At 41.9% G+C, this 17,073-nt stretch carries 11 protein-coding genes; 6 read left to right on the top strand and 5 right to left on the bottom strand.

The features are described 5' to 3' along the window. Positions 1-12: 12 nt before the first annotated feature. The 5 genes from AK822_RS08060 to AK822_RS08080 all read left to right on the top strand — a co-directional run bounded on the left by AK822_RS08060 (position 13) and on the right by AK822_RS08080 (position 6,224). Positions 13-849, top strand: coding sequence for an alpha/beta fold hydrolase (locus AK822_RS08060; protein ID WP_060491236.1), 837 nt, complete (start codon positions 13-15; stop codon positions 847-849). 35 nt (positions 850-884) lie between these two features. Then, positions 885-1,796: a flavin reductase gene (locus AK822_RS08065; RefSeq protein ID WP_060491237.1), complete on the top strand. Its 912-nt coding sequence runs from the start codon at positions 885-887 to the stop codon at positions 1,794-1,796. Between the two features lie 62 nt (positions 1,797-1,858). Further along, positions 1,859-2,896 carry an LLM class flavin-dependent oxidoreductase gene (locus AK822_RS08070; RefSeq protein WP_060491238.1) on the top strand — a complete coding sequence of 346 codons (1,038 nt, stop codon included), beginning with the start codon at positions 1,859-1,861 and terminating at the stop codon, positions 2,894-2,896. Positions 2,897-2,957: 61 nt separating this feature from the next. Further along, positions 2,958-4,445, top strand: a complete 1,488-nt coding sequence (locus AK822_RS08075; RefSeq protein WP_060491239.1) for an aldehyde dehydrogenase — start codon at positions 2,958-2,960, stop codon at positions 4,443-4,445. Between the two features lie 42 nt (positions 4,446-4,487). Further along, positions 4,488-6,224 (top strand): BCCT family transporter, encoded by a 1,737-nt coding sequence (locus tag AK822_RS08080; protein WP_060491240.1) that lies wholly within the window; start codon positions 4,488-4,490, stop codon positions 6,222-6,224. Between the two features lie 991 nt (positions 6,225-7,215). Here the strand turns inward: AK822_RS08080 and AK822_RS08085 are convergent. The 4 genes from AK822_RS08085 to AK822_RS08100 form a co-directional block, all read right to left on the bottom strand. Further along, the gene (locus tag AK822_RS08085; RefSeq protein WP_060492231.1) at positions 7,216-8,613 is read right to left on the bottom strand and encodes an FAD-binding oxidoreductase; all 1,398 of its coding nucleotides are present in this window, start codon (positions 8,611-8,613) and stop codon (positions 7,216-7,218) included. Between the two features lie 141 nt (positions 8,614-8,754). Next, the gene (locus AK822_RS08090) at positions 8,755-10,182 is read right to left on the bottom strand and encodes a 2-oxoadipate dioxygenase/decarboxylase HglS (RefSeq protein WP_060491241.1); all 1,428 of its coding nucleotides are present in this window, start codon (positions 10,180-10,182) and stop codon (positions 8,755-8,757) included. A gap of 63 nt (positions 10,183-10,245) precedes the next feature. Next, positions 10,246-11,523, bottom strand: coding sequence for a 2-aminoadipate transaminase (locus AK822_RS08095; protein ID WP_060491242.1), 1,278 nt, complete (start codon positions 11,521-11,523; stop codon positions 10,246-10,248). 279 nt (positions 11,524-11,802) lie between these two features. Next, positions 11,803-12,714: a LysR substrate-binding domain-containing protein gene (locus AK822_RS08100; RefSeq protein ID WP_060491243.1), complete on the bottom strand. Its 912-nt coding sequence runs from the start codon at positions 12,712-12,714 to the stop codon at positions 11,803-11,805. A 446-nt stretch (positions 12,715-13,160) separates the two neighbouring features. Here AK822_RS08100 and AK822_RS08105 point away from each other — a divergent pair, with 446 nt between their 5' ends. Further along, positions 13,161-14,453, top strand: a complete 1,293-nt coding sequence (locus AK822_RS08105; RefSeq protein ID WP_060491244.1) for a dicarboxylate/amino acid:cation symporter — start codon at positions 13,161-13,163, stop codon at positions 14,451-14,453. 1,455 nt (positions 14,454-15,908) lie between these two features. On the opposite strand, the gene AK822_RS08110 is transcribed toward AK822_RS08105, so the two are convergent. Then, entirely contained in the window at positions 15,909-17,060 is a 1,152-nt protein-coding gene (locus AK822_RS08110; RefSeq protein WP_060491245.1) for a M20 aminoacylase family protein, read from the bottom strand. Between the last annotated feature and the right edge of the window lie 13 nt (positions 17,061-17,073).

The raw sequence follows: 17,073 nt of genomic DNA on the forward strand, positions 1-17,073 counted from the left end.
GAGCAGATATCAATGAAGTGGTCACGTAAAATTTCCGATGGAATCGCTTATCACTATAGTGATAACAACGATAAAAACATTGATGAAAAAGCCACTCCTATCGTCTTTATTCATGGTGTGGGCTTACGAGCAGAGAGCTGGAACCAGCAGTTATCTGCATTTACTGAACACTATCGCTGTTATGCGATTGATATGCCAGGACATGGAGAAAGCGACTTACTATCTAGCCCCGTGCTCACGCTACAAGACTTTGCTGACGTACTAACAATCTTTATTAATAATGTTGTGGGTCAACCAGCCATCATTGTCGGTCACTCATTAGGCGCGATGACGGCTTTACAGACTGCGGTCTCGTCTCCCAAAGTAGTACTTGGTATCGCTGCATTAAATGCTATTTATAATCGCCCAGATGAGGCGGCTAAAAATGTACAAGCTAGAGCTGAATCACTGATAAACGACCTCAATCAAAATGTTACTGATCAACCGATCGCCAGATGGTTTGATAGCAATCCTAAATACCGCTCAGAAGCAGAGCTGTGTCAAAGATGGTTAGATAATGGCAGTCGTTTAGGATATGCACGAGCTTATCAGATGTTTGCACATTTACGTGGTATTGCAGAAGCGGACTTGCGAGCTATTACAGTCCCTGCATTATTTTTGACAGGTGGTCTGGATGTCAACTCCAAGCCCGAAATGTCATTAGCGATGGCAAATATATTACCCAAGGCTGATGCCATTATCGTACCCGAAGCACGTCATATGACTCAAATGACTCATTCAAATACGGTTAACGCTGCATTGGCAAAATTTTTTACTCAATGTGACTCACACAATATGACGCTTGCTTAATATAAAAGCATGCCTATTTTTAAAAAGAGGTTCTCATGAAGCAACTTGATCCTAAAACTCTACGTAATGCCTTTGGCAGCTACATGACTGGTGTTACTGTCATAACTGCCATGTCTAATGACGGTAAACCTGTCGGTTTTACTGCTAATTCATTTACATCGGTATCACTTGATCCACCGCTCCTACTGGTATGCCCAGCAAAATCATTGTCCAGTTTTGACGTCTTTGCTAACTGTAAGCATTTTGCTGTTAATATTTTGAGCGAAGATCAACAGAGTATTTCTAATATTTTTGCCGGATCAAAAGACGATCGCTTTAGTCAAATTGAGTGGAATAAAGATGAACATGGTAATCCAATCATAAAAGGCGCCTTAACGCATTTTTCTTGCAAAACAGATCGTAATCTAGAGGCTGGCGACCACCACCTCTTGGTTGGTGAAGTGCTTGATTTTTCATCTAGTGAAGGATATGGCTTGGGCTACGCGTCTGGAGGTTATTTCAGCTTAGCACTAGAGCGTGAAGCCGCAGAAATCAGCACCCAAGAAAAACATGTCAATGTGGGTGTGATTATAGAGCACAATGGAAAAATCCTACTCAGTCAAAAGGATGGCAAAGCAACCTTGCCTAGTAAGCCTACCGATGACAATACCAATGCTGTTAGCACGATCCAACAGTTTTTAGCAGACAGTAATATTGACGCTCAGTTGGGCGCTGTCTTCTCTATTTATGAGAATAGCAAAACAAATACCAATTACATTTTTTATCGAGCTACCGCTCAATCGGCTGACCCTAAAGGGCTAGGTGAATATATCTCAATCAATAATATTTCCGAACAGCATTTTGTTACACCGGCCATGAGTTCGATGATGACACGCTACGCAACTGAAAGCGAAAATGGCCTTTATGGCGTGTATGTTGGCCAAGAAGAACAAGGTCACGTCCATTAAAATTTATATTTAAATCAAATTGAACCAAAGTAAATTAAACCAAAAAGCAAAGGATTTGCCTCATGAAATTTTCACTATTTTTACATATGGAACGCCTCGACGAATCACAGAGCTATCAACAACTGCATGATGAGTTCATTGAGTTGGCGAAAATAGCCGACCAAGGCGGCCTGCATGCTATTTGGACTGGTGAACACCATGGTATGGATTTTACCATCGCCCCAAACCCATTTTTAAATCTAATTGATCTATCCCATCACACCGAAAACGTACGTTTAGGTACTGGTACGGTGATTGCACCGTTTTGGCATCCGATCAAACTGGCTGGTGAAGCGGCCATGACTGACATTATCACTAACGGCCGATTGGATTTGGGAATTGCTCGCGGTGCTTATAATTTTGAGTATGAGCGCTTAATGCCTGGTATGGATGCCATGGAAGCAGGCGGTCGCATGCGTGAACTTGTCCCTGCCGTACAGCAACTATGGAAAGGTGACTACGCCCACAATGGTAAGTATACCCAATTCCCATCAACCACTTCAGCGCCAAAACCTTTACAAAAAGGTGGCGTACCCATGTGGATTGCAGCGCGCGACCCTCATAGCCACAACTTTGCAGTAGAACATGGCTGCAACGTGCAAGTCACCCCGCTATGGCAAGGCTTAACAGAAATCCAAAATTTAATGACAGCCTTCAAAAATGCCAAAGCTGAACACGGCGAAGGTAAAAATCCAAAAATCATGCTGTTGCAACATGCATATGTTGGGAGTGATGCCAATGACGTAGCTGAAGCTGCTAAATGTATCAGCCGTTTCTACTGTTATTTTGGCGCGTGGTTCAAAAACGAACGTCCTATTCGTCAAGGACTACTTGAGCCATTAAGCGAAGAAGAAATGGCAAAAATCGACATGTATGCTCCTGAAAAAATGTTAGAGAACATGCCTATTGGCACATCTGATCAGGTCATTGAAAAACTCAAAGTATACGAAGAGCTTGGCTATGACGAGTTTGCATTTTGGATTGACTCTAGTATGACTTATGAGCAGAAACAAGCATCCTTGCGCCGTTTTATTGATGATGTCATGCCAGCATTTGCATAACCATACTTAGTTTCTAGTAGATGACAAACAGATAACCCAATAAGAAATTTGGAGAACCACTATGGCTAAACCTCATTATCAACTTTATATTAATGGCGAGTGGTGCGAAGGGAGCACTAACCAAGTCCTAGACAGCTATAATCCTGCAACGAATGAAGCATGGGCAACATTCGCTTGTGCTAGCTCTGCTGATGTCGAACGCGCTGTCGATGGTGCTAAGACTGCACTGAATAATCCTGAATGGGCAAAGATGACTGCCACCCAACGCGGTAAGTTATTGTACCGCTTAGCAGATCTGATTGAGCAAAATGCCGAAACACTAGGGGAAATTGAAACAACGGATAGTGGCAAATTGGCTCATGAAACTGTGGCTCAGACACGTTATGTCAGCGACTATTATCGTTACTTTGCAGGACTGGCTGACAAAGTAGAAGGCGCTACACTACCAATTGATAAGTCAGATATGCATGTTTTTACCACGCGTGAACCTATTGGCGTAGTGGCTGCTGTTGTGCCTTGGAATGCGCAAATGTTTTTAACAGCGACTAAGCTAGGTCCAGCTCTAGCAGCAGGCTGCACGATCATTCTAAAAGCTTCCGAGGTAGCACCTTGCCCTATGTTTGCTTTTGCTGAACTAGTAGAACAAGCAGGCTTCCCTAAAGGTGTCGTATCTATCATTACAGGTGATGCTGAAAACTGTGCCATTCCATTGACCAGTCACCCTGATATAGACAAAATCGCATTTACTGGTGGGCCCGATGCAGCAAGGCACGTAGTCAGAAACTCTGCCAATAGCTTTGCGGTAACGAGCTTGGAGTTAGGTGGTAAATCACCCATCATCGTCTTTGAAGATGCGGACTTGGAAAGTGCGGCAAACGGTTTGATTGCTGGTAATTTTGGCGCTTCCGGTCAGTCTTGTGTGGCAGGATCTCGTGGTTTTATTCACCGTTCTATCTTGCCTGAAATTATCAAACGTGTAGAAGAAAAAGCCAAAAATATTGTCATTGGTAATCCTCTTGATACCAGTACTCACGTAGGCCCTTTATGCACTAAGGCTCAAGTAGATCGTATTAAAGATACGCTTGAGAAGGCAGTTTCACAAGGGGCGACCATTCGTTTCGGTGGCCAGCCGCCTACTGATCCTGCTTTAGCTAGCGGCAATTACTTTACGCCTACCTTAGTAGAATGTCCTAATACTGATATTGAAACACAAAGTGTGGAGATGTTTGGACCTGTCATGTCTTTAGTTGCTTTTGACACTGAAGACGAAGCTATTGCTATGGCAAATGACAGTGTCTATGGCCTAGGCTCTGGTGTCTTCACTCAAAACTTAGCTCGGGCGCACCGTGTCTCACAACAGATTCGTTCAGGTATTTGCTGGGTAAATACCTATCGAGCTATCTCTCCTACAGCACCCTTCGGTGGTTACAACCAATCAGGTTATGGACGTGAAGCTGGGAGCGAATCTGTACTGCAATATACTCGCACAAAAACGACATGGATTAATATCTCGGCGGAGCCGATGGCCAATCCTTTTGTTATGAGGTAACCACTCGATGCAATCCACTACATTAGTTTTAAGGAAGAAACTATGTCTATTCGTCCCCCATTGACAGAGCTAAACATAAAAACTCACGACAAAGGTTTTTATAAAGGTTTTAACCGTATTGTCACTATAACATCAAAGATTTTGGTGACAATAATGGTTATCTGGATCCTAAGTGACATCGATCGTTCCGGCGCAATTCTAGATAATATGAAAAACTGGTCTTACACCAATCTCAATGGCTACTATACCTATTCTGTCGCATTTTATATATTTGTTTGCCTAACCGCTATTTTATGGCCATCGTTTGGACGCACGAAACTTGGCTCCGACCCTAATGGAAAACCTGAATTTTCAAATTTTTCATGGTTTTCCATGATTTTTGGGGCAGGTATTGGTATTGGTGTACTGACCTATAGTGCTGCCGAACCTATCTGGCATTTGGCAAACAATCCTGACACTATTATGTCAAAAGAAATAATAATGTCAGCGTTGAACGCTAACGGCCTGAAACTGCCTCAAGGTGCTGACGTGTTCAGTTTTTATCAAGACCAAGTGGCAGCCAGTACTTTAACTGCTATCGATGGCGTGGTATTACCCAAAACTGAATCAGCGCTAGACGCGGCCTTTCGCTATTCCTTTCTACACTGGGGTATCAGTGCTTGGGCAACTTATTGCCTAGTCGGTATTTGTTTGGCGTACTTTAGTTATTCTCGTGGATTACCATTAACTATGCGCTCAGCACTATCACCTTTGTTTGGTAGACACTTAGAAGGGTTATTGGGCCATATTATTGATATATCTGCCGTCATTGCCACTATATTTGGTATTGCACAAACGATTGGTATTGGCTTAAGCTCATTTGCTTCTGGGCTATACAGTATTACTGGTATTACTTGGTTGGTGACCAATACTAATAACCCTGAGCCCACCACTGGAGCATTATTACTATCGTTGTTTGTGGTCATGTGCCTAGCGATGATTTCTGCTTTGTCAGGTGTTGGACGAGGCGTCAAGTGGTTAAGTAATATCAATATGATATTATCATTTTCCCTTTTAGCTTTTTTCTTGATTTTTGGGGCCTCTATGTTCGCCTTAGAAATGCTAGGCAAGGGGATTTTTACCTACGTTGTGCACTTGCCTGCAATGGTATTTACCGTCTGGGATCCCGATACTGAACTGGGCAGCTGGCAAACCAGTTGGTCTATTTTTTACTGGGCGTGGTGGATTGCTTTTGCACCATTCGTTGGTATGTTTTTAGCACGTATTTCCAAAAACCGTACCATTCGTGAATTTGGATTGATTGGTATCGTAGCACCTAGTCTGACACTGTTTGTCTGGTTCTCTTTCATTGGTGGTACTGGCATCGATTTAGAGTTAAGTGGTATTGCTGGTGGTAAAATATTTGAGTCAGGGTTAACTGCTCAGCTATTCGAAATTATTGGCTTTATGTTAGAGCCAATGATGGCAAAAATATTATCAGCTATGGTGGTGGTATTGCTATTAACCTATTTGGTTACTTCTGCTGACTCTGCATTGCTAGTTGTCAATATGCTCAATGCTGGTGGTGAGATCGCAGTTGAAAATGGTCAAAAACACATTGTCGTATGGGGTCTTGCTCTGGCTTCCGTTATTGCAGCACTGTTATTAGCTGGTGGACTGAGTGCTATTACCTCGGCTATGATTATTGCCGCAATACCCTTTTCACTCATCATTATTTTGATGGCAGTCAGTTTACTGAAGGCTCTTATTTTAGATGGCGTACGAAAAAGAGAAAAGTGATTGATATTTATTTAAAAGTATCATCTTTGTTAGATCTCTTATAATCCGATTGCTACTTCATAGGAGCTCTTTTTTTAATAAATAAAAATCGTGCTGTTTCTACGTAACGGATATGTTGTTTAATTTATATTATTGCACAGATAAAAAATCACCCTAGCTATTTAAGTGAGGGTGGTTTTTTTAGGTTTGAGAAACTACTTTCTAAGGAAATAAGTACAACGCAAGTCACCTTTCTAATACTGTATAAAGCAATTACATATTTATGAGTGTTCTTATTTTTCGGGGAAACTACCCTTCCACCGAGATGTGGCAAGCGCTCAAGCAAAGAACTTGCATGCTGCCATTACTTATATTTACTTCACTGAACTAGTGCCTGATAGTCTGATTAATCTAGCTAATAATCCTTGAGATTGATATTAGACATAGTTAACGCTAAAGTAGATCAATTTCTTATTGAAACTATAACTTATTAGGTAGTAAATCCCTGAATATTATGGTGTTTAAAATATCATCATACTCTGCATATACTATGGTCAATCTTACTCTGACAATTCGGAAAAGCTCTATATGCTATTATTTATATAGTGTAGAGGGCTGGGGTATGAAAATTATTTTTCTTAGGTGACGCTATTAATATCGGGGTTTGACGCTCTTGATCACTTGCGTTCGAAAGTCTGCTGAATAGGTCATGGATTCTTCTGCTACTTCGCTTATTTTAAAAGTATTGTATCTTATTTATAAAAGACTGACTATATGCTGTTAACAGCACCTTTTTATTTAAAGTTTTACTTCGGTTTAGGTAATACTGTTAGTATTAGGACTTGTGAAAAATCTGTATTTAAGATACCTCATTAAGAATTTCCAATAAGTTAGAGGTACTTTTTTATTGATCATTATTTTTTGCATATTGGTAAAAAATAATGATCAATAAAAAAGACGCTAGCCTCTCGGTGTAGCGTCTTTTTATTTGAGATAAGTGTTAAACATCTAATCACATATCAAAAATTTTACCACGGTTCATAATGTTGTTTGGATCGAATACTTTTTTGACTTCTTTTAAGTACTCAATCTCAGTCTCACTGCGGCTATAGTGCAAGTACGGCTTCTTTGTCATACCAACCCCATGTTCAGCAGACACGGAACCGCCATATTTCTGTACCGTCTCAAACACATATTTATTGACGACCTGACACTCAGCAAAGAAATCATCTTTGCTCATGTTTTCAGGTTTTAAGATATTCAGATGCAAATTGCCATCGCCAATATGACCGAACCAGCACACTTCAAAGTCAGGATAGTTACTGCTGACAATATGATCAATCTCTTCTATAAAGGTCGGTACATGGCTTATCAGTACAGAGACGTCATTTTTGTAAGGGGTGAATACAGAGATAGTCTCAGAGATATATTCACGTAGCTTCCACAGCTCTGCTGCTTGCGTGAGGTTCTGGCTCATGACGCCATCAGCGACCCAACCTTGCTCCATACAGTGCTCAAATATGGCCATGGCTTTATCCATAATCGGCTCATAAGGTGCTTCAAACTCTAATAGCGTATAAAACTTGGTGCGTGATTCAAACGGTTCTTGTACTTGACCATGTGCCATCAGCTTATCAATCGCCACATCATCAAAGAATTCAAAGGCGGTCAAATCAATCTTCGCTTGAAAGGCAGAGAGCACGTTCATCACATCGTTAAAGCTGTCCATGCCAAGCACCATGACGTTTAAGTCTTTTGGCTGACGCTCAAGTTTGATTTGCGCATGAGTGACGAGACCTAGTGTGCCTTCACTACCGATGAATAATTGGCGCAAGTCATAACCAGTAGCGTTCTTTATCATGCCGCGATTCAGCTGCAAGATATCGCCTTTACCCGTGACGACAGTCAGTCCCATAATCCATTGACGAGTCATGCCATAACGAATGACTTTGATACCGCCAGCATTGGTACCGATGTTGCCACCGATTTGACTAGAGCCTGCTGAGGCAAAGTCGACAGGGTAGTATAAGTCTTTTGATTCAGCGAATTCTTGCAACTGTTGGGTGACCACACCGGCTTCGACTTCAACTATTCGATCGGCAGGATAGAACTGTCCGATGTGGTTCATTTTATCCATACTGACGACTATCTCACCGTTGGCTGCGACGGCACCGGCAGACAGGCCTGTACGACCGCCACTTGGGGTTAGGACGACGTTATGCTCATTGGCCAGCAGTACGATAGTCTGTACTTGTTCGGTGGTCTTTGGAAAGACGATGGCAGAGGCAGCAGGGGCAAAGTGCTTGGTCCAGTCTTTACCCCAATGCTCTAGGCTTTCAGCATCGGTTTTGATTTGGCTGGGATCGAAACTATGATCTTGTTGCAACTTTTGAATGATAAGATCAACCACCCCTTGTGATAGGTCTAAAAAACTATTCACCGGATATATTCCCTACGATAGTAAATGAGAACGCATTAATAGCTGCCACTATTTTTATCAATAGTGACACAGATATTTTGCTATTTTAAGCCGACTATATGTGTTTAAATCTTATGTCGTCTTTTGCAAGGCAACAAAACAATTTTGCAGACTCTGAGCTTGGGTCATCTCATACAAAGCCAATTCATCTTGAACATGAGTACCCAGTGCTTTTTCAAACGCCTGTTGATTTGAATTTCCCTCATAGCTACTTTGTTTATCATCACGTAGATTCGACTGAAAAATTCCTGCCGCACTCACAGGTAAAAAATCTTCGTAAACAATAGGCTCAATACGCATCACGTTTTTTTCGATCAGCTCGATAATCGCAGATTTGGACTCAGCCATCTCCAAGCTCGTGAACTGCAAGTCAGTATTGCTGTTATCCACGGGTTGATAATAAAAATACGCCAAGCCTTCGCTATGTAGCGTTTGATAATCATCAGGAAATTCATCAAATGTCGCTTCTAAAATCTGATAATACTGTGAGGCATTGGCTTCATTTGGGGTCATACCTAGCTGGTTACGAGCGTCACTCAGCAGTTTGTCATATAGTGCTCGACCCTTTGGCGTCAATGCCACGCCGCGCTGCTCAATCTCACCAAAGCGTGCCGTATGTTGGCCTTGCTCATAGCTATTTTGTCCTGCATCGGCCAACGTATTCTTAAAGCGAACCGCCTCCTCTAGTGCCTTAAAGCTCGTTTGTCTTAACAAAATCGGGCAATTTCGTTTTGGTGGCCCTTCGATGATCGCTTTTGGCGGTATCCCTCTTGCTTGCATGCTATGCTGTACAGAATCAATATCCAAGGTTCGAGGGGTTAGGTGGTTGATATGTGGGCCTTTGAACCCAACCACATCAGCGATGAGACCATGTTGCTGCAACAGCTTTTCATACAGCGTCTTTGACACAGGGGTATTATCATGCCAGCGAAACGTTTCTAGTGCCTCAGCGACGAACTGTTGACCTGCTTGCTCACTCAATCCACCTTGCGCCTCAAAAGACTCAATAAGTTCGATGACAGTATTAGTAAAGATATTACGGCGGGCCAAAGCTGCTACGGCCTCTTCTTTGAGCGCTTCATCACCAATGAGATCTAAGCGTAATAATGACGTAAATACTCGGAAAGGACTTTTGCTCAATGACTCTGCATCTATCGCTCGAAATGCGGTGGAGTGTACGGGCACGCCAGAAGGGGCTAAATCATAGTAGCCCACAGGATACATACCCATCACCGCAAACAATCGACGCATCATACTAAGCTCAGCAGCAGTACCCACTCTAATGGCACCGTGGCGCTCCATACTGAGCCTATTCATTTCGCCAGTACGCTCAAGCTGCGCTTTAAGATCAGGTTGAGCAGCTAAAACCTCAGTATTCACGTCAGTGACCAAATCAACAAGATTACCATATAACGGTACTTCTGCTTGATACATCGCTGACATGGCCATAGAAAACTCATGGCGAATGTCATCACTGCTCATAAAGCTGTTATTATTCATAGATATTTATCCTTTTTTACATCTACGGCGGGCTTGAATCCCATTAATAATTAATCTGTATATTTAAGACCACTCGACTGGATTTTTATTAGGAATCGTACTTAATACGTCTCTTAAAATATCAAGGCCATCTTGCAGCGTTTCAGGCTCAATGGTCAGAGGTGGTAACAATCGAATGATATGACGGTATTTACCACTTGGCATGAGCAGTAAGCCTCGCTTTCGCGCTTGGGTTAGTACGTGAGTCATCACACTAGGATGCGAGCCATACGTAGCATGACGCAGCTCAATACCGCGCATCGCTCCAATACCCGTGAGACCATATAGCCAAGGGGAAACGCCTTCCGCCTGCCATTGCGCGATACTTGTTTCAATCTCTTGCGCATAGTGCTTAGCAGATGCCCATATCTCATCCTCTTGCATGATGTCTATCGTGGCATTTGCCGCTGCACATGCCACTGGATTACCAGAGTATGTACCGCCCAAACTGCCTTTAGGCAGGCCATTTATGACACTGGCCTTGCCTACAACCGCACCTAAGGGCAAGCCGCCTGCGATGCTTTTGCCCAGTAGTATCACATCTGGCTCAATGCCCAAATGTGAAAAGGCAAAAGGTGAACCAGTACGCCCATAGCCTGATTGAATCTCATCCATAATCAACAAGATACCGTGCTCATCACAAAAGGCGCGCAAGTACTGAGCAAAAGAGGGTGACATTAATTGAAACCCACCCTCCCCTTGTATGGGCTCTGCGATAATCGCACCAATATTACTGATGTCAGTTTCTACTTCAAACAAACGATTTAGCGCATCGATTGCCTGTTGGTCGCTCACCTCATTATCTGGACTAGGGAAAGGAATGTGATAGACACTGCCGGCTAACGGCCCCAATCCTCGCTTGTAAGGAGCAACTTTACCATTCAAGTTGACAGCAGCAAGTGTCCGTCCATGGAACCCACCATCAAACGCAATGACACCGACGCGCTGGGTTTTGAGACGGGCAATTTTTATGGCGTTTTCTGTGGCTTCCGCACCAGAATTGGTGAGCATGCCCGAGAGCTCACCACTGATAGGAATGAGCTCGCACAATCGTGGCATGAAGGTTTGATAGGGAGTGTGAGCAGCTGCATTGTAAGCATAATGAATGAGCGATTGGGTTTGATTGATAATGGCCGTCACGATGTGAGGGTGGCAATGTCCGAAGTTCAAGACGCCAATACCACCCACAAAATCAATATAGCATTGGTCGTTATTATCCCAAACTTTTGCATTTTTACCTTTAGTTAAGGTGATGGGATGCACCATCGTAAAAGCATCAGTGACATTGTATAACTTATCCATTAAGAGTCTCTTATCTTCCTTAAGTGTGACCCTCATTTCAGCAAAACCTGATGCACTCAGCAAACGAATAATAGTTGTGCGTTCATTCCTTTTTGTCATTGTGGTAAAAAATCAAAGCTAAAACAGGAAAGACCTAAGCATAAATATATGTTCAATCAAAGTCTTATGAAGCCTTTCAACAAATTCCAATTAAATGCACTTGCACTGATTACTATCGATTAGCGGTAAATATTTATCTGACCAACAAGCACGATTCGTTTTTTGACGGTTCAATATGCCCTAAGTTTCAAGATAAGCAGATATCCAATTTATAATAATTTTTATTCTGTGTGATTCACCAAGTGATAATGGATAGGTCATATAATAAGACCCTCTGCCTTTTGCAGCATAATCCCATGCGGTGACCAGCGCCCCTGACTGCAGCTCACGCTCTACCAAGCGTAGCGGTACCAGCGCGAGACCATACCCCAATAATGCCGCTGATATACATGCCTGAAACGTATCAAAACGTGGGCCAATGAACGTCGTGTTAACACTGATATCCTGTTGATCAAAATACTCATGCCATGCATTTAAGCGCGAGTTGAGGTGCAATAAGGTACAATTAGCGACAGTGCTCGTGAAGGGTTTTTCGTCTTTTAAATAATCAGGATGACAGACAGCCACACTGTATTCATCAAACAGCTTAATCGCTTCCATGCCACCCCAAATACCCGTACCATACAAAAACGCGATATCGACATTTTGGTCTTCAGAGAAAAACGGTCCAACCTGTTCTTTGATTTCTACATTTATTAAAGGATGCGCCTCATTGAACCCACTCAACGCAGGAATGAGCCAGCGTGAACAAAACGTTGGGTGCGAGACAATTCTCAACACCTCAGTATTATCACTGTGCGACACTAAATTGGTCGTTGCCATCTCGATATGTTTTAGTATATCTAGCACATCCAGATAATACATCTTGCCAGCAGGCGTCAATGAGATTTTTTGCGGTGTTCGATAAAACAGAGCAATATTTAGCACTTCCTCTAGCTGCGCAACTTGCTTACTGATGGCGCTTTGAGTCATGTGCATCTCTTGCGCGGCATTGGTAAAACTTAAGTGTCTAGCCGCTGTCTCAAAACATTGTAAAGCTTTGGTGGAAGGATATTTTCTAAAATCTAGCGAACTGTTGGTATCCGTTTTCATAACTTATTTTTAAATCCAAAATAGTAATTGTGGTTAGGGTCTGCTGGTATAATCCTGCCTCGCTTGCTGTGTACAAAACACTCCAAAGGCTGTAAAACCTATCCCAACCATCCTGTATCCGCTTTAAATTGATCGACTATATATCAAGTAAAGCGCCTAAGCATTCGCTAAAAATAGGCGCACATTCCTCCCTTAGCAAGAAAAAAAGGAATGCTCGCCATAATTTAATTCGCTTGTCTCAGTGATTGTTGGTGTTTAGTATCCTTACCTTAAGGAAAAATTCTAATATCACATGTCTGAAAGCTGACAGCATCCGTATCAAGCCAAAGCGTTTGAATCATACAGGACTGGACAATGGAATGTCTAAAATCAAAATATTCTCTTGCCCATCTCGACATATCCTTCTCAAGGTCAGTAACAGATATTGTAAATAACAGGAGATAGTAATGGGAATAATTTGGCGTTGGTATACCAGTATGTCATTCATGGTAAAAATGACGGGCGGCTTTTTAATAGGTATCTTTTTGGCACTGGTACTGGGCGAGCACAGTAGTTTTCTATCACCGCTTGGGACTCTGTTTTTAAACTTATTAAAGATGGTCGTGATACCTCTTGTCCTTTTTTCTTTGATGGTCGCCGTCAATCACTCCAACCCTAAAGAGCTCGGTCGCATAGGGCTAAAAATATTCCCCTTTTATATTGTCTCGACTGGTATTGCTGTGGTCGTTGGTATTATTTTGGCAAAAATGACCAATCCGGGTGCAGGGTTTTCGTTGCCCACCGCCGTCACTATGGACGCCCCTGCCCGCCCATCTTTCATTGATACCTTACTGAACATGGTACCCAGTAATATTTTTCATGCTTTTGCTCAAGGTGATATTCTCGCGGTCGTATTTGTCGCTGTTATCTCTGGATTGGCTATTTTGTTCATGCGCCATTCAGCAGACGAAAAGCAACAAGAAATGGGCAATTTTTTATTCAGACTGCTCGAAGCTTGCAACGAAGTCGTCTCTAAAATACTAAACGGCATTCTATTATATGCACCGATTGGCGTATTGGGCATCACTGCTAATACCTTTGGTACACAAGGATTGGATGTTGTTATTGCGCTAGGAAAATTCATTGGTACATCATACCTTGGCGTCATCATACTGGTGGGTGTTGTGTTCCCAATCATGTTGAAACTGTTTGGCGTAAAAGTCATTCAATTCTATAAAAACATCAAAGAAGCGGCCTTTACTTCATTTGTGACCAGCAGTAGTCTGAGCACGCTACCTATTACCATTAAATGTGCAGAAAAAGCAGGTATTGGTGAGCGTGTCGCCAAGCTGACATTGCCTATTGGCGCAACCGTAAATATGAATGGGACGGCATTACGTTTCGGTGTCGCTGTCATCTTTGCAGCAGAAATCATGGGGATGTCGCTATCGGTACCTGAATTGGCCACTATTGTCATCATTGGCACCATGGCCGCGATTGGTACGGCTGGTGTCCCAGGTGCTGGATTAATCGGTATGTCTATTGTCTTTACCCAAGCAGGACTGCCCATCGAAATCGTTGCACTCACTGCAGGTATCAATATCTTGGTCGATATGATCTTCACCTTTGGCAATGTCGTTGGTGACTTAGTGGGTGCCAAAATAGTAGATCAGACTGAGAAAAAAAGTAACTTTGGAAACTTAACTGATGCTAATTTGGGACATCAAAATGAGATGCAAAAAGTGATCGCTATTGAATAAATTTTAACTAGAAAAATTAATAATATCTGAATATATTCTAGGATTACTCACATGAGTATTATGCACATCACATAACACTCATGTCGATATTGCCGTTTGCCTATAACGCCGCTTAGAGTGTCTCAAGTTTGCAACATATCAACGCACCTTAAATAAACGGAGTAGTCGCAATAGGACTGCAAACTCAAGGTTGTATGTATAAGGTGTTTGAAAGGCACTAACATTAATTAATGAAGATATTATAGGGTCTGTTGAACATTCAAACATTAGGGCTGATGATCGCTAAAATTACACCAAATTAGGCGCAAGCCGACTATGTCGAGACCTTAGCTAGGCTTACAACAACGTTTGGGGAGATTCTAGCATCAGCCTTTCATGGCAGTACTAATTATAACCATCCTCTTATACTTTTAGTACGAAAAGACCTTTGGATCTTTAGATTTCATAGCTTAGAGTATTTTATCGATTTCATGTTTTTATCTAGGTAAGCTTCTTAATATTGGAGTTTCCTCTATTAATGTTCCATGTCCTCAATCAACACCATAATCTTTAAGTAAATATCTAAAAACTGGTTTTTTCCGCTATCCAAAACTCACTACTAACCATCGTTCTAGCCGTTGTATTGGTTCACGTAACGCAGTTGAATACGTTGCCATACCACCACTTAATCCCATCAGGCAGCCTAATCCAGTATCAGTCAAATGCGCTTGGATAACCGCTTTATAGTTCTGAAGGAGACTGGCAAGTCGCTACCATATTCAGCAATAAATATTGTTAGCGGTGTAATAAACACTACTGCTATAGTCAGTCTACAATAAACTTAGCACAACCCATATCATAGAACAATTCGTCTAAATAACTCTCCATCTATCCTTGGTATAGAAACTCCTCTTGCACCCATTTTTTTCAATAGAGTTTAGATTAGGCTCACCTACGAAGCACTGCTTCTAAGACAGATATTCTTAAATAACAATGGCATAACCTTCATGATAGCTAATATAGCAATATTATATAATTTACTTAAGAGACTATAACCTTCAAAAAATTTTAAGCTAGGTTGTATATGATATATACCTGTCTCAGGCCTTTATTATTCTTAGGTAAATTTTTCAATATCGGGGTTTACAGAGATGCAAGACAAGAGTTGTTCTCACAGTGGGACGAGCATTTAAAAGGGTTTAAGCTATAGATCGCCAAGACAAATGTAGTTTAACTTTTACCGTCAGGCTGCATAACTAAGATATCCCAAGCTAGTTTCTACTAGTTTTACAGCATAGATCAAGCCCGCCTCTAATATGCTCGGAGAGGGTCACTTAAACTAATTTTAGATAACGTGTGAAGTCCATAGTTTTTTATATGAAAAAATGGTGCAGACATTAATAAAACCTACAATAAGGTTGCGATTTTTAAGTTGCAACCTTAATTTGGTACGTATAATATTACATAACAACGCCATTATTGACTAAGCTGCTGCTCAACCAAGGTTATCCAATAATCAACGCCAATGGCTAAAATACCGTCGTTAAAATCATAAAGTGGGTTATGTAGAGCAGTACCGCCACACTCGCCTTCACCATTACCAATCAAAATATAACAACCATCAATCTCACGTAACATAAATGAGAAATCCTCACTGATTGTGTATCGTTCACAATTGCCATTTACGTTATCAGCGCCAACCACTTTTTTTGCCGCTGTGACAGCATGAGTCGTCTCAACTGGAGCATTGACCGTAGACAAACAAGTGCTGTTGAAGTGATATTCATAATCAACTCCTGCAGATATACACTGCCCTTCCACCACACGTTCAATGGCCTTTTCAATTTTACCCAATGCTGAATCGGTAAAACTGCGCGTGTCACCAGTGATCGTAACTTGTGAAGGAATAACATTAACCGTACCATTGGTCTCAAAGTTGGTCACTGAGATTATAGCAGTTTCATCTATGGCACTTAAATTACGCGAAACAATCGTTTGCAATGCAGTAACCACTTGCGCACCAACAACGATCGGATCTGTACCCATATGCGGTAATGCCGCATGCCCACCAGTGGCATTGATAACAATTTTAAAGCTGCTTTCACTTGCCATCAATGAGTTTGGTCTAGTTATAAACTGTCCTGCTGGAACACCAGGGATATTATGCATACCATATATGGCTTCCATCTTCCAGCGGGTGAATAAGCCGTCAGCAATCATTGCTTTTGCACCAGTAGCTCGCTCTTCATCTGGCTGAAAAATGAAATGCACTGTACCATCAAAGCGTTTATTATTTGCCAGTGCGTAAGCAGCCCCTAGCAACATAGCAGTATGCCCATCATGCCCGCAAGCATGCATCACGCCATCATTCTTTGAGGTATGGCTGAACGTGTTTTGTTCATGTATTTGTAGCGCATCTATATCAGCACGTAGACCAATTGAGCGCGCACTAGTACCATTTTTTAAAATGCCAACCACACCAGTGCCACCAATATTGCGATTAACTTCCAGTCCAAACTCTTCGAGTTTATTAGCGACAAATTCTGCAGTCTTAAACTCTTTGGTACTCAGCTCAGGGTGCTGATGTATATGATGACGCCATTCGACTACTTTTTGTTCTAAATTCATGAATATATCCTTT

It is taken from the genome of Psychrobacter sp. P11F6 (assembly GCF_001435295.1).
GTDB lineage: Bacteria > Pseudomonadota > Gammaproteobacteria > Pseudomonadales > Moraxellaceae > Psychrobacter.